This window comes from Aquabacterium sp. (assembly GCF_044226965.1).
Classification (GTDB): domain Bacteria; phylum Pseudomonadota; class Gammaproteobacteria; order Burkholderiales; family Burkholderiaceae_C; genus Pseudaquabacterium.
This window is the reverse complement of sequence record NZ_JBGAGA010000070.1, coordinates 1-19,742: the sequence shown is the minus strand read 5'-3', so window position 1 is coordinate 19,742 and position 19,742 is coordinate 1. Positions and strand designations below refer to the sequence as shown.

At 71.5% G+C, this 19,742-nt stretch carries 16 protein-coding genes; 6 read left to right on the top strand and 10 right to left on the bottom strand.

From position 1 onward, the window contains the following. Nucleotides 1-9: 9 nt before the first annotated feature. On the bottom strand, nucleotides 10-981 hold the full coding sequence (locus tag ACILR4_RS23460; protein ID WP_395703310.1) for a tripartite tricarboxylate transporter substrate binding protein: 972 nt from the start codon (nucleotides 979-981) through the stop codon (nucleotides 10-12). Further along, nucleotides 978-1,922: a LysR family transcriptional regulator gene (locus ACILR4_RS23455; RefSeq protein WP_395703309.1), complete on the bottom strand. Its 945-nt coding sequence runs from the start codon at nucleotides 1,920-1,922 to the stop codon at nucleotides 978-980. The genes ACILR4_RS23460 and ACILR4_RS23455 overlap by 4 nt, the downstream gene beginning before the upstream one ends. A gap of 109 nt (nucleotides 1,923-2,031) precedes the next feature. On the opposite strand from ACILR4_RS23455, the gene ACILR4_RS23450 reads away from it, so the two are divergent. The 6 genes from ACILR4_RS23450 to ACILR4_RS23425 all read left to right on the top strand — a co-directional run bounded on the left by ACILR4_RS23450 (nucleotide 2,032) and on the right by ACILR4_RS23425 (nucleotide 11,524). After that, nucleotides 2,032-3,417 carry a hypothetical protein gene (locus ACILR4_RS23450; protein ID WP_395703308.1) on the top strand — a complete coding sequence of 462 codons (1,386 nt, stop codon included), beginning with the start codon at nucleotides 2,032-2,034 and terminating at the stop codon, nucleotides 3,415-3,417. 106 nt (nucleotides 3,418-3,523) lie between these two features. Further along, complete coding sequence (locus ACILR4_RS23445; protein WP_395703307.1) at nucleotides 3,524-5,923, top strand: hypothetical protein; 2,400 nt, start codon at nucleotides 3,524-3,526, stop codon at nucleotides 5,921-5,923. Between the two features lie 134 nt (nucleotides 5,924-6,057). Further along, nucleotides 6,058-8,019 carry a S8 family serine peptidase gene (locus tag ACILR4_RS23440; protein WP_395703306.1) on the top strand — a complete coding sequence of 654 codons (1,962 nt, stop codon included), beginning with the start codon at nucleotides 6,058-6,060 and terminating at the stop codon, nucleotides 8,017-8,019. A gap of 13 nt (nucleotides 8,020-8,032) precedes the next feature. Further along, entirely contained in the window at nucleotides 8,033-8,635 is a 603-nt protein-coding gene (locus tag ACILR4_RS23435; protein WP_395703305.1) for a hypothetical protein, read from the top strand. 28 nt (nucleotides 8,636-8,663) lie between these two features. Beyond that, a complete protein-coding gene (locus ACILR4_RS23430; RefSeq protein ID WP_395703304.1) occupies nucleotides 8,664-11,216 on the top strand; it encodes a response regulator in 2,553 nt (850 codons plus the stop codon). Then, nucleotides 11,213-11,524: an acylphosphatase gene (locus ACILR4_RS23425; RefSeq protein ID WP_395703303.1), complete on the top strand. Its 312-nt coding sequence runs from the start codon at nucleotides 11,213-11,215 to the stop codon at nucleotides 11,522-11,524. Before ACILR4_RS23430 ends, ACILR4_RS23425 begins: the two co-directional genes overlap by 4 nt. A gap of 23 nt (nucleotides 11,525-11,547) precedes the next feature. On the opposite strand, the gene ACILR4_RS23420 is transcribed toward ACILR4_RS23425, so the two are convergent. The 8 genes from ACILR4_RS23420 to murG form a co-directional block, all read right to left on the bottom strand. After that, nucleotides 11,548-12,501, bottom strand: coding sequence for a hypothetical protein (locus tag ACILR4_RS23420; RefSeq protein ID WP_395703302.1), 954 nt, complete (start codon nucleotides 12,499-12,501; stop codon nucleotides 11,548-11,550). A gap of 106 nt (nucleotides 12,502-12,607) precedes the next feature. Next, nucleotides 12,608-12,850 carry a hypothetical protein gene (locus ACILR4_RS23415; RefSeq protein ID WP_395703301.1) on the bottom strand — a complete coding sequence of 81 codons (243 nt, stop codon included), beginning with the start codon at nucleotides 12,848-12,850 and terminating at the stop codon, nucleotides 12,608-12,610. A gap of 68 nt (nucleotides 12,851-12,918) precedes the next feature. After that, on the bottom strand, nucleotides 12,919-14,142 hold the full coding sequence (gene ftsZ, locus ACILR4_RS23410; RefSeq protein ID WP_395703300.1) for a cell division protein FtsZ: 1,224 nt from the start codon (nucleotides 14,140-14,142) through the stop codon (nucleotides 12,919-12,921). A gap of 84 nt (nucleotides 14,143-14,226) precedes the next feature. Beyond that, complete coding sequence (ftsA, locus tag ACILR4_RS23405) at nucleotides 14,227-15,459, bottom strand: cell division protein FtsA (protein WP_395703299.1); 1,233 nt, start codon at nucleotides 15,457-15,459, stop codon at nucleotides 14,227-14,229. A 12-nt stretch (nucleotides 15,460-15,471) separates the two neighbouring features. After that, the gene (locus ACILR4_RS23400) at nucleotides 15,472-16,275 is read right to left on the bottom strand and encodes a cell division protein FtsQ/DivIB (RefSeq protein WP_395703298.1); all 804 of its coding nucleotides are present in this window, start codon (nucleotides 16,273-16,275) and stop codon (nucleotides 15,472-15,474) included. A gap of 5 nt (nucleotides 16,276-16,280) precedes the next feature. After that, the gene (locus ACILR4_RS23395) at nucleotides 16,281-17,258 is read right to left on the bottom strand and encodes a D-alanine--D-alanine ligase (protein ID WP_395703297.1); all 978 of its coding nucleotides are present in this window, start codon (nucleotides 17,256-17,258) and stop codon (nucleotides 16,281-16,283) included. Continuing rightward, entirely contained in the window at nucleotides 17,255-18,676 is a 1,422-nt protein-coding gene (murC, locus tag ACILR4_RS23390; protein ID WP_395703296.1) for a UDP-N-acetylmuramate--L-alanine ligase, read from the bottom strand. Before murC ends, ACILR4_RS23395 begins: the two co-directional genes overlap by 4 nt. Then, on the bottom strand, nucleotides 18,673-19,740 hold the full coding sequence (murG, locus tag ACILR4_RS23385) for an undecaprenyldiphospho-muramoylpentapeptide beta-N-acetylglucosaminyltransferase (protein ID WP_395703295.1): 1,068 nt from the start codon (nucleotides 19,738-19,740) through the stop codon (nucleotides 18,673-18,675). The genes murC and murG overlap by 4 nt, the downstream gene beginning before the upstream one ends. Nucleotides 19,741-19,742: the final 2 nt, after the last annotated feature.

The window sequence follows — 19,742 nt, the reverse complement described above, 5'->3', positions numbered from 1 at the left end:
GCCCGTGGCTCAGCGCGGTGCCGAGGCCCGGCTGGCCTCGATCGCGCGCTGGATCTGCTGCAGGAAATCGGCACTGCTGCCGCCGGTGGGCAGGTTGTTCACCGCCAGCAGCCGGGCCTGCAGCGACGAGCGGCGCAGCGCCAGGTTGAAGGCCGCATTCAGCCGCTCGATGCGCAGGACCGGGGTGCCCGCCGGCGCGAACACGCCGAACAACGAGGCCAGGTTGGCCTGCGGCAGGCCCAGCTCGGCGAAGGTGGGCACCTCGGGCAGCACCGCCAGCCGGGCCGGCGCGCCCACCGCCAGCGCACGCAGCCGGCCCTGGCGGATGAAGGCCAGCTGCTGTGCGCCGACGTTGGTGGACAACAGCTCGAACTGGCCGCTCAAGGCGTCCGTCAGCTGCTGGCCGCCGCCCTTGTACGGCACATGCGTGATGTCGACCTGCCGCGCCGCACGCACCTGCTCGAGGACCAGATGGCCGGTGGTGGCCAGGCCGGAGGTGGCCCAGCGCAAGGCCCCCGGGTGCAGCCGTGCCTGCCGCAGCACCGCGTCGACGTCGCGGCCGCTGAAGGCCGGCGTGCCCACCAGCAGCATCGGCGTGAGCATCACGCTGAACACCGGCGCCACGGTGGCCAGCTCGATCGCGGGTCGACCGCCTGGCGATGACATCAACAGCGGGCTGATGGCCGAGAAGACCAGCGTGTGGCCGTCCGGCGCCGCATGCGCCAGCGCCTCCATCGCCACGGCGCCACCGGCGCCGGGCCGGTGCTCCACCGTCACCGGCACCTGCAGGTCGGCCGCCAGCTGCTCGGCCAGCGTGCGCGCCGCCTCGTCGCTGACCCCGCCCGGCGGGTAGGCCACGATCAGCCGGATCGGCCGCGCGCCGGCCGCGGGCCAGGGCGCTGCATCGGCCGCCGCGGCCAGCGGCCACGCCAGCGCGATGGCTCCCCACAGCGCGCGGCGGCGTCGCCGGTCCGGTTTCACGCGCCGGCCCGCGTTCGGGGCTGCGTCCGCTTCGCCAGCCTGCGTGCCAAACTCGTGAAGTGAGCGGCCGGTCCTTCGCAATCGTCTTCGCGGTACACCAGGGTCAGCGGCGCGTCCAGCCGCCCGCCCTCGGCCAGCGGACGGTAGACCACCGCCTGGGCATGCGCGCCCTGCATCGAGGCCGGCACCACGGTGACGCCAACGCCCGCGGCCACCAGGTTCAGGCTGGTCATCATGCGGTCGACTTCGGCCGCGATGCGCGGCACGAAACCCTGCGCCTCGCACAGCGCCAGCAGGTTCGCATAGAGGCCCGGCGCGCCAGGCCGCCGCACCAGGATGAAAGGGTCGTCGGCCAGCTGCTTCAGCGCCACGGGCCGGGCCCGCGCACGCGCCGTGCCCTCGCGCAGGGCCAGCGGATGGGCCAGCGGCAAGGCCACGCGCACCGGCTCGCTCAGCAGGGTCTCGAACGCGATACCGGGCGGCCGCGCCACCGGCACGCGCAACAGGCCGACGTGCACGCGGGCGGCGGCCACCGCGTCGGTGAGGTCGGCCGCGTTCATCTCGCTGATCTCGAGTTCGACCTCCGCGTGCCGCGCGCGGTACTCGCGCAACACCTCGGGCGTGAAGGCATGCGCGGCCGCCGAACTGGTGAAGCCGATGGCCAGCCGCCCGTAGCGGCCCTGCGCCACGCGCGCCATCAGCTGCCGCGCCGACGCCACCTCCTGCAGGATGCGGCGCGCCTCCTCGAGCAGGATCTTGCCGGGGTCGGTCAGGCTCATGCCCTTGGGATGGCGGTGGAACAGGCGCACGCCCAGTTGCTGCTCGAGCAGGCGGATCTGCTGGCTCAAGGGCGGCTGCTGGATGCCCAGCTGCTCGGCCGCGCGGGTCATGTGGGCGGCCTCGGCCACCGCGACGAAGTAGCGCAGCTGGCGCAGTTCCATATGTTCTCGATATCGAGATGCCGACGTCCGATATTTGACCACGGGGGCCGCGCTGCGTAGTCTGGTCGAACCCTTGCGAACCGCCGGCCCCGCGCCGGCGCTGCCACCCATGCCGATGCCTGCCTTTACCCGTGCCTGGCGACCCGCGCTGACCCTGCTTTCGGCGCTGCTGCTGGCAGCCTGCGCCGGCACCACCCCGCCGGCCTCCGCACCGGGCACCAAGCCTGCTGCCAGCGCCGAAGCCGCCCCACAGCCCAGCCCCTGCCCGGCCGAGCTGCCCACCGGCAGCCGCTGCCTGGCCGGGCGCGACTCGGCGGGCGCGCACTACCTGATCGCACTGCCGCCGGCCTGGACCGGCGTGCTGGTGCTGCACGCCCACGGTGGCCCGACGCTGGGACCGCCGCGCGCCGAGCGCACGCGCCAGGACCTGCAGCGCTGGGCGGTGATGCTGCGCATGGGCCATGCCTGGGCCGGCTCCACCTACCGCGACGGTGGCGTGCAGGTGCATGCCGCGGCCGAGGACACCGAGCGCCTGCGCCGCATCTTCCTGCAGCACGTGGCGCAGCCCACGGTGACGGTGCTGCACGGCCAGTCCTGGGGCGCCAGCGTGGCCGCGGTGGGGGCAGAAACCTACACCGCACGCGATGCCGATGGCCGCCGCCCGTACGACGCGGTGCTGCTGACCAGCGGCGTGCTGGCCGGCGGCTCGAAGGCCTACGACTTCCGGCTCGACCTGCGCGTGGTCTACCAGGCGCTGTGCCACAACCATCCCCTGCCCGGCGAACCCGACTATCCGCTGTGGATGGGCCTGCCGCCAGGCAGCGCGCTCACGCCCGCGCAGCTGTCGCAGCGCGCGCGCGAGTGCCTGGGCCTGGGCCTGCCGGTCGCGCAGCGCAGTGCCGAGCAGCAGCGGCGGCTGAAGACCATCGTCGACGTGATCCGCATTCCCGAGCGCTCGGTGCAGAGCCACCTGAACTGGGCCACCTGGCACTTCCAGGACATCGTCCAGCACCGCACCGGCGGCAGGAACCCGTTCGGCAACATCGGCGTGCGCTACCGCGGTTCGGCCGACGACGACGCGCTGAACGCCGCAGTCGCGCGCTACGCCGCCGACCCGCAGGCGGTGCAGCAGTTCGCCGCCGACACCGACCCGCAGGGCCGCATCCCGGTGCCGGTGCTCACGGTGCATGGCATCGACGACCCGACTGCCTTCGTCGAGATGGATCACAGCTTCCGCGACACCATGGTCCGTGCCGGCACTGCCGACCACCTGGTGCAGACCTTCACCAGCGACCACGAGCACAGCTTCCTGACCGAGCCGGCCTATGCCACGCTGATGGCCACGCTGCTGGAGTGGACCGCGGGCGGACCGAAGCCCACGCCGGCGCAGATCGCGCAGCGCTGCCCCGCGTTCGAGTCCCGCTTCGGCGCCGGCTGCCGCTTCCGGCCCGAGTACAGTCCGGCGCCGCTGGCCACGCGCGTGCCGCCCCGCTGAGCTTCGGTTCGCTCATCCCAAAGTCACATGCCCAAAGTGGCTTGATCGCCGACGCCGGCTGCACAAGACTGCGCATCACCATCCGCAGCGCAGCCGAGGTCTGGCGATGATGCAAGCGCAACGTTCCCCCCTCACCTGGGCCGTGGCGGCCTGCCTGGCCGCCGGCGCGGCTGCCGCGCCCGCGGCGGTCACCACGCCCTACCCGATCGTCTTCGTCACGCAGGTGCCCACGCCGAGCGACTTCACGACCATCGGTTCCACCTTCGGCCACCACCAGGCCACGATGCAGTCAGCCCCGCGCGGCGGCGACCTGTGGATCCGCTACACCGACGGCACGCTGCGCAACCTCACCGCCGCGGCCGGCTTCGGCGCCAGCGGGCTGCAGGGCGCGAGCGCCATCGCGGTGCGCGACCCCGCCGTCAGCTGGGACGGCAGGAAGGTGCTGTTCAGCGCCGTGGTCGGCGCGCCCACCGTGCGCTACACCGAAGCGCCCACCTACTGGCAGCTGTACGAGGTCACCGGCCTCGGCGCCAGCGAGACGCCGGTGATCACCAAGGTGCCGAACCAGCCCGAGAGCTTCAACAACGTCAATGCGGTCTACGGCACCGACGAGCGCATCATCTTCGCCAGCGACCGCCCGCGCAGCGGCGAGCGCCACCTGTACCCGCAGCGCGACGAATACGAGGAAGCGCCCACCGTCACCGGCCTGTGGAGCCTGGACCCGACGAGCGGCGACCTGTTCCTGCTGAACCACACGCCCTCGGGCGCGTTCACGCCGACGATCGACAGCTTCGGCCGCGTGATCTTCACCCGCTGGGACCACCTGCAGCGCGACCAGCAGGCCGATGCCGACCGCGACAGCCCCACCTACGGCACCTTCAACTACGGCAGTGAAGCGGCCAACGCCGCCGCGCTGAACGACCGCAGCGAAGTCTTCCCCGAGCCGCGCGATGCCCAGGGCAACGTCAACGGCCATCGCTTCAACCAGTTCTTCCCGTGGCAGATCAACGAGGACGGCACCGAGGAGGAAACGCTCAACCACGTCGGCCGCCACGAGCTGGCCAGCTACGGCGACCCCAGCTTCAGCGACGACCCCAACCTCAGCGCCTGCTGCAATACCGAGGGCCGCTACAACCGGAACCGGCTGAACAACGACAGCCTGCTGCAGATCAAGGAAGACCCGCGCACCCCGGGCCGCTTCATCGGCACCAGCGCGCCCGAATTCGGCACCCATGCAGCGGGCCAGATCGCCAGCCTCTCCGGCGCCCCCACGACCAACGCCGACGTGATGACGGTGAGCTACCTCACGCCTTCAGCCACCGCCGCCTTCACCGAGGAAGGCCAGAGCCCCGACCCCGCGCACAGCGGCCTGTACCGCGACCCGCTGCCGCTGTCCGACGGCCGCGTGATCGCCACGCACACCACCGAGACACGCGCCGACCGCAACGAAGGCAGCAATGACGCGCCTCGTTCGCGCTATGACTTCCGCCTGAAGCTGCTGGTCAGCGATGCCGGCGGCACCTACCGCGCTGGCGAGCCGCTCACTTCGGGCATCAGCAAGTCGGTGAGCTGGTACGACCCCGACACGCTGGTCAGCTACAGCGGGCCGCTGTGGGAAATGAACCCGGTGGAGCTGCGGCCGCGCAGCAAGCCCGCGCGTCGCAGCGCCGCGCTGCCGGCGCCCGAGCAGCAGGTGTTCAGCGACGAGGGCGTCAGCGTGGTCGCCTTCCAGGACTACCTGCGCCGCAACGCGCTGGCCCTGATGGTCAGCCGCAACGTCACGCTGCGCGACCAGGCCGACCACGACCAACCCTACAACCTGCGCGTCCAGGGCGGTGCCAGCGCCACGCCCAGCCCCGGCAAGGTGTACGACGTGAGCCACCTGCAGTTCTACCAGGCCGACCAGATCCGCGGCATCGGCGGCACGGCCACGCCCACCGCCGGGCGCCGCGTGCTGGCACAGGTGATGCACGAGCCCGCGGCGGCCAACCCGTTCCAGGGCTTGACGGGCGCGGTGGCCCTGGCGCCGGACGGCTCGGTGGCAGCCCTGGTGCCGGCGCGCCGGGCGATGAGCTGGCAGCTCACCAACGGCAGCACGCCGGTGGTGCGCGAGCGCTACTGGCTCAGCTTCCAGAGCGGCGAGATCCGCGTCTGTGCCTCCTGCCATGGCATCAACCAGAAGGCCCAGACCGGCGCGCCCGAGCCGCAGAACCCGCCCGAGGGCCTGCGCCGGTTGCTGCGGCTGTACAAGGCCGGCATGACCCTGGCCAACGAAGACCGCGTGTTCAACTGGGCCGAACGCCAGTACCCCGCCAACTTCCTGCCCAAGAACACGGCCACCGGTAGCGCGCTGGGCTACACCTACCGCTACTACGGCGCCACCGACGAATACCTCGGCGTCAAGGATGGCAAGGTCTGGTACTGGAAGCCCGGCGTGATGCCGGCACCGGCAGAGGCCGGCGCGCTGCAGCCCTTCGTCGACAGCGCGCGCCAGGCCGGCTACTAGCGCCCCCCCGCGCCCTGTGCATTGGTGCGCTGCCGGTTGACCTGCGCCGCGCGAGGGTTCAGATTCGGGTCTGCGCGGCGCCACGGCTTGTGCGGCGCGCGAAAAGCTCGAACGTGCACCTGGAGGGTTCACCCATGTCTCGAATGCTGGCCTTGGGCGGGCGTGCGGCGGCCCGCCGCGTACCCGTTTCCTTTCCCGGACTGCTCGGCAGCCTGGCGTGCGCCCTGCTGGCGGCCTGCGGGGGTGGCGACGACAGTCCGGCGCCCACGCTGCAGCGGCCGGCGGCGGCGCTGAAGAAACCGCTCGCGGCAGCCGCCGCGGCACCGACGGAATTCGCGCCCACGGTGTATGACCCGGCGACGCCGGACCAGGTGCGCATCGGCACCATCGTGGTGGGCGACACGCGCTACAACGACGTGGTCATCACCTGGGGCTCGCTGCTGGCCGCCGGTATCGACCCGCCGACCAGCAGCTACAACGCCTACGACCCCGCGACCGGCCGGGTCTCGCTGCCGCAGGTGCGGCTCGGCAGCACCACCTACACCAACGTCGTGGTCACGCTGGCCGGCCTGGTCAGCATCGGCGGCAGCGCCGCACTGGCGCCGATCATCCCGAACGACCCGCTCTTCGCCGACCAGTGGCACCTGAACAACACGGGCCAGGCCGGACCGGACGGCAAGCCCGGCCTGGCCGGCGAGGACCTGCGCGCGACGATGGCCTGGAACTACGTGACCGGCACCGGTGTGCGCATTGCGGTGGTCGACGACGGGCTGGACATCCACCACGAGGACTTCGACGTGGTGGCTGGCAAGAGCTGGGACTACCGGACCAATGCCTATGGCGACCCCTCCTCGGGTGAATCGAGCCACGGAACCGCCTGTGCGGGCCTGGCCGCGGCCAAGGGGCAAAACGGCATCGGCGTCACCGGCGTGGCCTTCCATGCGCGCATGGTCGGCTACAACCTGCTGCAGGCCAGCATGGACCAGTACGGCGCCGATGCCGTGGTGAAGGACCTCGCCGACAACCAGATCTACACCAACAGCTACGGCGCCCCGGACGGCACCGGCACCTTCAGCCCGGCCACCCAGGCCTGGCGCGACGCCATCGACAACGGCACCACGCAGGGCCGCGGTGGCAAGGGAGCGATCTACACCTGGGCCGCCGGCAACGGTGCGCCGGTCGACCGTTCCGACCACGACGGCCAGGGCAACTACCAGGGCGTGATGGCCATCGGCTCGTTGAACGACCAGGGCAAGCGTTCGTCGTATTCCGAGCCCGGCGCCAACATCCTGGTGATGGGCTTCGGCGGCGAGCAGTGCGAGCAGCACACCACCACCACCGCCGATGTCAGCGGCGACGGTGGCTACAACAACGGCACCAGCGCCAAGAAGGCCGGCGACCCCTACAACGACTACAGCGGCAAGCCCAACTACACCCGCTGCATGAACGGCACCTCGGCCGCGACACCCGAAGTGGCCGGCGTGGCCGCGCTGATGCTCGAGATGAATCCGAACCTGGGCTGGCGCGACGTGCGTGCAATCCTCGCCAAGACCGCGCGCAAGAACGACCCGACGGATGCCGACTGGGTCACCAACGCCGCCGGCCTGAAGGTCAATCACCAGTACGGCTTCGGCGCCGCGGATGCCGCAGCCGCCGTGCTGGCCGCCCGCGGCTGGACCAACCTGCCCGCGCAGAAGACCGCCACGGCGGACCACGCCGCACCCGGCGCCGTGGGCACCGAGGCCTCACCCCTGGTCAGCACGGTGTCGCTGGCCGGCTCGGGCATCGACAAGCTGGAGTTCGTCGACGTCGTGGTCGATGCCGACACGGCCGACGCCGGCGGCCTGTCCATCACGTTGACCAGCCCGGGCGGCACGGTCAGCACGCTGAGCACGCCGCACCAGTGCATGGACCTCAGCGACGCTGACAACCCCAAGCCGGTCACCTGCGGACAGGCCCTGTCCGGCGGCTTCCGCTTCGGCGTGGTGCGGCTGATGGACGAACCCGCCGACGGGACCTGGAAACTGTCGATCGGCGACAAGACGGGCCAGGCCAGCACGCTGACCCGTTGGTCGATCAAGGCCTATGGCCATTGAAAGCGAGGCCACGATGACCACCCCTCCCAAGATCTCCCCGGCGCTGTGGCCCACCACGGCCTGGCGCCTGGCCGCCGTCGCGGCGCTGGCCCTGCTGCCGGCGTTGAGCGCCGGCGCCGCCGAGCCGGTCTACTACTACGACGGCCCGCAGCGCATCGCCATCGTGCGCCAGCCCGAGCTGGTGGCCGAGTTCGCGGCCAGCCGCCGCACCGCCCAGGCGGCCCCGGTGGCCGGCCCGGCCACCACACCGGTGGCCGGCGATCAGGTGGTGCGCATCGTTCGCGTCAACGCCGCCAGCGGCGCCGCCGCAGCCGCTGCGCCGGGCCAGGGCCAGTCGCCGGTCTACCGCCAGGGCAGCTCGCCTTCGGGCCGGCTGATGGCCCTGCCCGGCGGCGTGCTGGTGAAGTTCCAGCCCGCCTGGAGCGCCAGCCGCATCAACGCCTGGCTGGCCGGGCGCGGCCTGCCGCCGGCGCAGGCCCAGGCCATCGGACCCGGCTGGTACCTCGTGCCCACCGCGCCCGGGCTGGTGGCACTGGAAACGGCGAACGCGCTGCAGGAATCGGGCGCGGTGCTCGCAGCCAGCCCGAACTGGTGGACGGAGACCGCGAAACGATGAGACGCGCGCGCGGCCACGTTCGCGCCCGATGAAGCCCCGCATCGTCATCGCGGCGGGGCTGCTGGCCCTCGGGCTGGCGCTGGCCGGCTGGCTGGCCTGGCGGCCCTCGGCACCGCGCGCGGTGCCGGTGCGCGTGGGCCTGTACGAGAACCCGCCGAAGGTCTACACCGACGCCTCCGGCCGGCCGGCCGGACTGTTCGTCGAGCTGCTCGAGGCCATCGCCCGGGCCGAGGGCTGGCGGCTCGAGCAGGTGCCCTGCGAATGGTCGCGCTGCCTGGACATGCTGGCCCGGGGCGAGCTGGACCTGATGCCCGACGTCGCCTTCAGCGAGGAGCGCAGCCGCCGCTTCGACTTCCACGCGGTCTCGGTGGCCAGCAGCTGGTCGCAGATCTACACCCGCGGCGACCTCGTCGTGCAAGGCGTCAAGGACCTCGAAGGACGCCGCATCGCGGTGCTGCGCGGCGGCGTGCAGGAAGGCTACGTGGCCCGCATGCTCGAGGAGGCCGGCGTGAAGCCCACGCTGGTGCGCGTGGGCACGCTGGCCGAGGCCTACGAGGCCGTGGCCGACGGCCGCGCCGACGCCATGGTGACGAACAGCTTCTCGGCCGCGCGCCGCGCGCCGGACTACCGGCTGCGCGAGACGCCGCTGCTGTTCCAGGCCTCGAACCTGTACTTCGCCACCACCAAGGGCCGCCACGCCGACCTGCTGGCGCGCATCGACGCACGGCTGGGCGAGTGGCGCCAGCGCTCCGACCCGGTCTACTTCGACGCGCTGCGCCGCGCGCTGTCGGCCCCGCCGGCCACGGTGCTGCCGCGCTGGGTGCTGGGGCTGCTGGGCGCGTCCGGCGCGCTGCTGCTGCTGGCGCTGGCGCATGGCCAGCTGCTGCGCTGGCGCGTGGCACAGCGCACCGCGGCACTGGCCGCCACCACCGCGCAAGCCCAGGAGAGCGAGCGCCGCTTCTCGACGATGCTGCAGGCCAGCCCGGTGGGCATCGCGTTGTCGCGGCTGTCGGACCAGCGCTGTGTCGATGTCAACGAGGCCTTCGTGCGCCTGCTGGGCCACCCGCGCGAGGCCTTGATCGGCCACACCAGCCGCGAGCTCGGCTGGTGGGTGGACCCCGCGGCGCAGCAGTCCGCGTGGCACGCCATCCGGGCCGGCGAGCCGCTGCGCCTGCGCGAGGTGGCCTGGCGCCGCAGCGACGGCGTGGTGATCGACGTGGCGCTCTCGGCCGACGCCATCGCGCTGGGTGGCGAGCCGCATGTGCTGGTCTCGGCCTTCGACATCAGCACGCAGAAGCAGGCCCGCCGCGCGCTGGAGGACCAGCAGGCCGCGCTCGAAGCCCAGGTGGCGCAGCGCACGGCCGAGCTCGTCGCCTCGAACCACGCGCTGGCCGCCGCGCGCGACGAGGCCGAGGCCGCCACGCAGACCAAGAGCGCCTTCCTGGCCAACATGAGCCACGAGATCCGCACGCCGATGAACGCCATCTTCGGCACCGTGCACCTGATGCGGCGCGCCGGTGTCACGCCGCGGCAGGAAGCGCAGCTGGACATCATCCGCGCCGCGGCCCAGCACCTGCTGGCCATCATCGACGACATCCTCGACCTGTCCAAGATCGAGGCCGGCAAGCTGGTGATGGAAGAGGCGCCGCTCGAGCTGGCGCAGATTCCCGATCGCGTGGCCGCGATGCTGGCCGAACGCGCTGCCGAGAAAGGCCTGGCGCTGCGCGTCGAAGTCGATCCGCCCAGGCTGCCGCCCGGCCAGGCGCTGCTGGGCGATAGCACGCGATTGACGCAGGCGCTGCTGAACTACGCCAGCAATGCGATCAAGTTCACCGAGCGCGGCCAGGTCACGCTGCGCCTGCGCACCGAGGCCGACGAAGGCACGCACTGGCGCGTGCGTTTCGAGGTCGAGGACACCGGCATCGGCGTGCCCGCCGAGGCCGCCGCGCGCCTGTTCGAATCCTTCGAGCAGGCCGACAGCTCCACCACCCGCCGCTACGGCGGCACCGGGCTGGGCCTGGCCATCACCCGCCGCCTGGCGCGCATGGTCGGCGGCGAGGCCGGCCTGCTCAGCACGCCCGGCGTCGGCAGCACCTTCTGGTTCACCGCACGGCTGAAGAAGGGCCCGGCCTCGACCGCCGCCGCGCTGCTGCCGGCCCCCAACGACGCCGAGCAGCGCCTGGCGCGCGATTTCGCCGGCCAGCGCATCCTGCTGGCCGAGGACGAGCCGGTGAACCGCCTGGTGGCGCTGGAACTGCTGGACCGCACCGGCCTGCAGGTGGACACCGCCGACGATGGCGAGCAGGCCGTGCGCATGGCCGCCGCCGCGCCCTATGCGCTGATCCTGATGGACGTGCAGATGCCGCTGCTCGACGGGCTGGAAGCCACGCGCCGCATCCGCGCGATGCCCGCGCACCGCACGACCCCGATCGTCGCGATGACCGCCAACGCCTTCTCGGAAGACCGGCAGCATTGCCTGGACGCCGGCATGACCGGCTTCCTGAGCAAGCCGGTGCGGCCCGACCAGCTGTTCGCGCAGCTGTGGTCCAGCCTGGCCGGCCAGGCCGCGCAGGCGGCATGACCGCCCCGGCCGCCCAGGGCGCCGCCCCCGCCTGCTGGCAGGCCCGCGTCGAAGGGCGCGTGCAGGGCGTGGGCTACCGCGAGGCCTGCGTCGCACAGGCGCAGGCCCTGGGTGTGCGTGGCTGGGTGCGCAACCGCCTGGATGGCAGCGTGGAGGTGCTGATGCAGGCGGACGAGGCGACGCTGGCGCGGATGGCCGCGTGGCTGCGGCAGGGGCCGGCGGCGGCGCGGGTGGAGGCGGTGCGGGTCGAGCCGCTGGCGCCACCGTGGGAGACCTGCCGTCGGTTCGAGCGGAGACCTAGCGCCTGATAGGTGCGGCCATTACGGAACGCCTACTGCACCGCCGTGTTGACCTGGCGGATCACGAAGTTGTCCAGGATGCCGATGCCTTCGAAGCCGGCGTACTTCGCCGACAGCTTCATCGGGAACCGGCCGAGGTCGATGCCATTGACGCTGGCCGTCATCACCTGGGCCACGGGGTCGTAGCCGATGACCATGCGGTTCCAGCTCAGGTCGTCGGTCACGCCCGTGGCCAGCACCGGCCCGGAGCGGCCGTTCAGCCGCAGTTCGTAGACCAGCGGGCCGTTGACCATCGGCTCCTGCTTGTGCAGGCTGAGCCAGACCTGACCCACGGTCTCCAGGTTGCTGGTCAGCGCTGCGCTGTTCGTCAGGCCGATCGCGACATAGGCGCCCGCCACGACCGAGGGATAGCCTTCCATCGACAACTGCCAGGCCGTTGCCGGTGCCGTGAACGGCAGCAGGGCCGCCGGGTGCACGTCATTCGGTGAATCGATCGACCAGTCCGACACCGCGCAACCGGCGGTGCCCAGCGTGATGTCCTGCAGCGGCGAAGGCAGTTCGTAAGGGCTGGGCGCGGTGCCGCAGAAGCGCCAGGTCTGGCCGGCGTCGGGAGCGATCCAGGCCGAGCCCTTGGCGCCCGGCCACTCGACCCAGAAGCCGCCGATGCCGACGTGCACACGGGAATCCTTCAAGGTGCCCTTGCCCCCTGCGGGCCGAACCAGATCGGGACCCAGGCCAAAGGATTCCCGCACCAGGATGTCAGGCGCCGGCGCCGTGGTCGGCAGCGGCGAGGCCACCGCGGGGTCGGGCGCTGGCGCCGGCGCCGGTGCCGGGCTGCCGCCCTTCAGGATGGTGGCAAGGCCACCCGCCGAGGCGGCGGTGCCCTTGTCGCTGACGCTATCGCTGCCGCCACCGCCGCAGGCGGCAAGCAGGCTCACAAGGGCCCAGCCGGTCAGGGCAAGCGGCAGGCGGGGAAGGCTTTTCATGGCAAGGGGCTCCGAAAGGGTGGGGGCGCGAAGCCTTCGCGCCCACCTCACAGAGCATCCCGCCCGGCGCCTGATACGACCGGCGCCCAAAAAAAGGAAGTGCCGGTCAGGTCGGCGGCGCCGCCATCTCCGGCAGCAGCACCACCACGGGCCGCGCCAGGTCGCGTCCGACCAGTGCCCGCGCAAACAGGTACTCGACCTTGTCGTGCTCGGTCAGCGCATTGAGGTCCACATGGCCGCCCTCGTCGCACGGAAACACGTACTCCAGGCCGCCCGCCTGGGTGGCCGCAAAGCGCAGCGCGTAGTGCTGCTCGGCGCACAGCGGCGCCACGGTCTCGATCGTCAACATCGCCAGCCCTCCTTTCGAAGCGCTGTGGCGGGCGGGCCCTGCCGGGCCCGCCCTGAGCCGTGCATGGCTCAATCCGCCTGCTTGCGGAGAAAAGCCGGGATCTCGATCTCGTCCATGCCGTTGGACGACAGCGCTTCCACCTTGGCCGCGGCCTGGGTGCGCGCGGAACGCCACACGCTGGGGGTGCTGAGGCCCGAGTAGTCGTGCGGTGCCGCGGGCGCGCCGGGGCCGACCTGCGCCACGTTGTTCAGGATCGGCAGGTTGTCGGTGCCGGTGCGCAGCGCGGAGATCGGCTGCGCGGTGGGCTGCACCACGGTCAGCGGCGCGGCCTGCGGCTTGGCGCGCGACAGGCCGGTGGCGATCACCGTCACGCGCAGCTGGTCGCCCAGGCTTTCGTCGTAGGCGGCGCCGTAGATGATGTGCGCGTCCTCGGCGGCATAGCGGCGGATGGTGTTCATCGCCGCCTTGCTCTCGTTGAGCTTGAAGTTGTTCTTGCTCGCCGCGATCAGCACCAGCACGCCGCGCGCGCCCGAGAGGTCGATGCCTTCGAGCAGCGGGCAGGCCACCGCCAGCTCGGCCGCCTTGTGCGCGCGGTCCGGGCCGCCGGCGATGGCGGTGCCCATCATCGCCTTGCCGGGCTCGCTCATCACCGTCTTCACGTCCTCGAAGTCGACGTTCACCAGGCCGTGCATGTGGATGATGTCGCTGATGCCGCCCACGGCGTTCTTCAGCACGTCGTTGGCATGCGCGAAGGCCTGGTCCTGCGTCACGTCGTCGCCCAGCACCTCGAGCAGCTTCTCGTTCAGCACGACGATCAGGCTGTCGACGTTGGCTTCGAGCTCGCTGGTGCCGGCATCGGCCTGCTTCATGCGGCGCGGGCCTTCGAAGTCGAAGGGCTTGGTCACCACGCCGACGGTCAGGATGCCCATCTCCTTGGCCACGCGCGCGACGATGGGCGCCGCGCCGGTGCCGGTGCCGCCACCCATGCCGGCGGTGATGAAGGCCATGTGCGCGCCTTCCAGCGCGGCGCGGATGCGCGTCTCGGCTTCCTGCGCCGCGGCCTTGCCCTTCTCGGGCTTGCCGCCGGCGCCGAGGCCGTTGTCGCCCAGCTGGATCAGGGTCTGCGCGCTCGAGCGGTTGAGCGCCTGCGCGTCGGTGTTCGCGCAGACGAACTCGACGCCTTGCACACCGCGGCTGATCATGTGCTCGACAGCGTTGCCGCCGCCGCCGCCCACGCCGACCACCTTGATGAGCGTCCCCTGGTCGAATTCTTCGATCATCTCGATAGGCATGTGAACCTCCTGTGTCATCGTCAAGCAGTTGCCAATAAAAAAGAAAACCTAGCCTCAAAGAGCGTGGGACGTGGACCGTCCCTGTTAGAAGTTCCCCAGGAACCAATCCTTCGCGCGGCCGAACCAGGTCTGCATCGACCCGGCCTGCTGCGCCGCCTTCAGCCCGCGGGCCCGCGCCAGGCGGGCTTCCTCCAGCAAGCCCATCACGGTGGCCGAGCGCGGGTTGGCCACCATGTCGAACAAGGGTCCGCTGTATGTCGGCAGGCCCTTGCGCACCGGTTTCAGAAAGATGTCCTCGCCCAGTTCCACCATGCCGGGCATCACCGCCGAGCCGCCGGTGATCACGATGCCGGACGAGAGCAGTTCCTCGTAGCCCGACTCGCGGATCACCTGGTGCACCAGCGAGAAGATCTCCTCGACGCGCGGCTCGATGACGCCGGACAGCGCCTGGCGGCTGAGCATGCGCGGCGCGCGGTCGCCCAGGCCCGGCACCTCGAGGTTCTCGCTCGGGTCGGCCAGCAGTTGCTTGGCCACGCCGTACTCGACCTTGATCTCCTCGGCGTCCTTGGTGGGCGTGCGCAGCGCCATCGCGATGTCGCTGGTGATCAGGTCGCCGGCAATCGGGATCACCGCGGTGTGGCGCACGCTGCCGTCGGTGTAGATGCTGACGTCGGTGGTGCCGGCGCCGATGTCGACCACCGCGACGCCGAGGTCCTTCTCGTCCTCGGTCAGCACCGCGGCCGCGCTGGCGCTGGGGTTCAGCACCAGGCGCTCGACCTCCAGGCCGCAGCGGCGCACGCACTTCAGGATGTTCTCGGCCGCACTCTGCGCCCCGGTCACGATGTGCACCTTCACCTCGAGCCGGCTGCCGCTCATGCCGATCGGCTCCTTCACCTCGTGGCCGTCGATGATGAATTCCTGCGGCTCGACCAGCAGCAGGCGCTGGTCGTTCGGGATGTTGATGGCCTTGGCGGTCTCGACCACGCGGTTGACGTCGACCGTGGTCACCTCGCGGTTGTCCCGCACGATGACCATGCCGGTGGAGTTCTGGCCGCGGATGTGGCTGCCGGTGATGCCGGTGTAGACGCGCTCGATCTTGCAGGCGGCCATCATCTCGGCCTCCTTCAGCGCCTGCTGGATGCTCTGCACCGTGGCGTCGATGTTCACGACGACGCCGCGCTTCAGGCCGTGCGTGGGCGCCACGCCCAGCCCCGCCAGGCGCAGCTCGCCACCGGGCATCACTTCAGCGGCCACCACCATCACCTTGGCGGTGCCGATGTCCAGTCCGACGACGAGGTCCTTGTATTCCTTGGCCATGTTTTTTACGCGTTACTTTCTGCGGGCCGGCGCTGCCGGTACCGTGGTGGTGACGCCCTTCAGGCGCACCGCATAGCCATCGGGATGGCGCAGGTCGGCGTACTCCAGCGGGCGCTGGTAGCGGCTGGTCACCTGCGCCAGCGTGCGCACGAAGCGTTCGGTGCGGGCCAGCACCTCGTCGTCCGAGCCGCGGCCCATCTCGACCACCGCGCCGTTCTCCAGTTCGGCGCGCCACGAGCCACGACCGGAGAGGTGCAGCTCGTCGATGTCGCCTTCGTCCAGCCGCACCAGCACCGGCTGCAGGCGGCGGTACAGCGCCAGCATCGCCGCGGCGCTGCCCTCGGGGCCGGCCAGGCGCGGCAGGGCTTCGTCCTCGACATCGCCGACATTGGCCTCGAACACCTCGCCCTGGCTGTTGACGAGCTTGTCGTTGCCGTCTTCGGCGGCCCACAGCGCGGCGGGATGGTGCTCTTCTAGCCGCACCGCCAGCCGGTCGGGCCACACGCGGCGCACCACCGCATGCCGCACCCAGGGCACGGTCTCGAAAGCGCTGCGGGTCTTCTGCAGGTCCAGCGTGAAGAAGTTGCCGGCCAGCTTGGGCGCCGCATTGGCGCGGATGGTGCTGATGCTGTTGCGCGCCACCTCGCCTTCGATGCGGATGCTCTTCAGCGCAAAGAATGGCAGCCGCGTCACCCACAGCACGGCGGCGGCGGCCAGCGCGAGGCCGGCGATCACGAACACCGCGTTGGCGGTGCTGTGCATCAGCCGGACGTCGCCGGGCAGCGGCGCGGGGGCGGGGGCGGCGAAGGCGACCATGCGGCTCAGGCCCAGGCCTTCATGGCCGTTGAATCGAGCCGCGCATCGGCCAGCAGGCGCACGCACAGCTCGGGGTAGCTGATGCCCACGGCCTGCGCGGACTTCGGCACCAGCGAGTGCCCGGTCATGCCGGGCGAGGTGTTCATCTCCAGCAGGAAGGGCTTGCGGTCGCTGGCGCGGATCATCAGGTCGGCGCGCCCCCAGCCCCGGCACCCGAGCGCCCGATACGCAGCGACGACGATGCGCTGGATCTCACGTTCCTCGTCTTCGGGCAGACCGCTGGGACACAGGTAGCGAGTGTCATCGGTGAAGTACTTGTTCTGGTAGTCGTACTTGCCCTCGGGCGCGACGATGCGGATGACCGGCAGCGCATGCGCATCGGTGCCCATGCCCAGCACCGGGCAGGTGACTTCCTCGCCTTCGATGAATTCCTCGCACAGCAGGTCGGGGTCGTACTGCGTGGCCAGCTGCACGGCTTCGGCCATCTCGGAATAGCCGGTGACCTTGGTGATGCCGATCGACGAGCCTTCGCGCGGCGGCTTGACGATCAGCGGCAGGCCCAGCTCGTCGGGCACCGCGATGATGCGCTCACGTTGCTGGTTATCGGGCGAAAGCCACAGCCAGCGCGGCGTCGGCAGCCCTTCGGCGACGAAGACGCGCTTGCTCATGGTCTTGTCCATGCAGATCGCCGAGGCCATCACGCCCGAGCCGGTGTAGGGCAGGCCCAGCAGTTCGAGCGCGCCCTGCACGCAGCCGTCCTCGCCGTGGCGGCCATGCAGCGCGATGAACACGCGCTGGAAGCCGTCGCGCTTGAGCTCGACCAGGTCGCGCGTCGCGGGGTCGAAGGCATAGGCGTCGACGCCCTGCGACTTCAGCGCCTGCAGCACGCCCGAGCCGGACATCAGCGACACCTCGCGCTCGGCGCTCGAACCGCCCATCAGCACCGCGACTTTGCCGAAGGCCTTCACATCGATCGTGCTCACTTGCCGGCCTCCCGCATCTGCTCCGCCACCTTCGCCGCCACGCTGCCGATCGAGCCCGCGCCCATCACGATGACCACGTCGCCGCCGAGTGCGTGCTCGACGATGGCCTGCGGCAGTGCGGCCACGTCCTCGACGAACAGCGGGTCGACCCGGCCAGCCACGCGCAGCGCGCGCGCCAGCGAGCGACCGTCAGCCGCGACGATCGGCGCCTCGCCGGCGGCATAGACCTCGGTCAGCAGCACCGCGTCGGCCGTGCCGAGCACCTGCACGAAGTCGTCGAAGCAGTCGCGCGTGCGGGTGTAGCGATGCGGCTGGAAGGCCAGCACCAGGCGGCGGCCCGGGAAGGCACCGCGCGCGGCGGCGATCACCGCGGCCATCTCGACCGGGTGGTGGCCGTAGTCGTCGATCAGCGTGAACTCGCCGCCCAGCGGGTCGGACGTGGCCGGCCAGTTGCCATGGCGCTCGAAGCGGCGGCCGACGCCGCGGAACTCGGCCAGCGCCTGGACGATGGGCGCGTCGGGCAACTCCAGCTCGGTGGCCACCGCGATCGCCGCCAGCGCATTGCGCACGTTGTGCTCGCCGGGCAGGTTCAGCGTGATGTCGAGGTCGCTGTGCGCCGCGCCGTCGTGGCGGCGGCAGGTGAAGCGCATCTGCCCGCCGGGCAGCGCGCGCACGTCCAGCGCCTGCACCTGGGCCTCGGCGCCGAAGCCGTAGCGCACCACCGGCCGCGCCACGCGCGGCAGGATGGCCTGCACGCCGGGGTCGTCCGCGCACAGGATGGCCGCGCCGTAGAACGGCATGCGGTGCAGGAAGTCGATGAAGGCCTGGTGCAGCCTGGCCACGTCGTGGCCGTAGGTGTCCATGTGGTCCTCGTCGATGTTGGTGACCACCGAGACCACCGGGCTCAGGTTCAGGAACGAGGCATCGCTCTCGTCGGCCTCGACGACGATGTAGTCGCCCGAGCCGAGCCGCGCATTGGCGCCGGCCGCGTTGAGCTTGCCGCCGATCACGAAGGTGGGGTCGACGCCGGCCTCGGCCAGCACGCTGGTGACCAGCGAGGTGGTGGTGGTCTTGCCGTGCGTGCCGGCGATCGCGATGCCGGACTTCAGCCGCATCAGCTCGGCCAGCATCACCGCGCGCGGCACCACCGGGATGTGCTGCGCGCGCGCGGCCAGCACCTCGGGGTTGTCGGCCTTCACCGCGCTGCTGGTGACCAGCACGTTGGCGCCGGCGATGTGCGCGGCCTCGTGGCCGGTGTGGATGCGCAGGCCCAGCGCGGCGAGACGGCGCGACACCGCGCTGTCCGACAGGTCGCTGCCCGAGACCGTGTAGCCCAGGTTGTGCAGGATCTCGGCGATGCCGCTCATGCCGGCACCGCCGATGCCGACGAAGTGGATGTGGCGGATGGCGTGCTTCATGCGGCCGCCTTGCCGGACACCAGCTTCACGAGTTCGTCGGCCACGCGCGCGGCCGCATGCGGGCGTGCCAGCGCGCGCGCGGCGCGGGCCATCGCCAGCAGCTGCGGGCGGTCCAGCGCCTGCAGCTGCGCGGCCAGCGAGTCGGGTGTGAGCTCGTTCTGCGGCAGGTGGATCGCCGCGCCGTGGCGCGCCATGTGCGCGGCGTTGTCGCGCTGGTGCGCGGTGGTGCTCACCACCAGCGGCACCAGCACGCTGGGCACGCCGGCCGCGCACAGCTCGGCGACCGTCACCGCGCCGGCGCGGCAGACGATCACATCGCAGGCGGCCAGGCGCTCGGCCATGTTGTCGATGAAGGGCAGCACCTCGGCTTCGAGGCCGGCCGCGGCATAGGCTGCGCGCACGGCATCGGCCTGCGTGGCGCCGGTCTGGTGGGTGACGATCGGCCGCGCATCGGCGGGCAGGCGGGCGATGGCCGCCGGCAGGGCGGTGTTCAGGGCTTGTGCGCCCAGGCTGCCGCCCACCACCAGCAGGCGCAGCGGGCCGCTGCGACCGGCGTAACGCTGATCCGGTGCGGCCAGGGTCTCGATCTCGGTGCGCACCGGGTTGCCGGTGACCAGCCCGCGCTTGACACCCTGCACCGCCGCACCCTCGAAGCCGAAGGCCACCCGGTCGGCCACCGGCAGCAGCGCCTTGTTCGACAGCAGCAGGCCGGCATCGGCGTTCACCAGCATCAACGGCTTGCCCAGCAGCGAGGCCATCAGCCCGCCGGGGAAGCAGACGTAGCCGCCCATGCCCAGCACCGCATCGGCGCCACGCCGGCGCAGGATGCGGAAGGCTTCCCAGAAGGCCTTCAGCAGCCGCGCCCCGCCCGTCAGCGTCTGCACCAAGCTCTTGCCGCGCAGGCCGTTGAAGGCGATGGTGTCCAGCGGAATGTGGGTCGGCGGCACCAGCTTGTTCTCGATGCCGGTGCGCGTGCCCAGCCAGCTGATGGTCCAGCCGCGCTGCTGCAGCTCGCGCGCCACCGCGAGGCCGGGGATGACGTGGCCGCCGGAGCCCGCAGCCATGA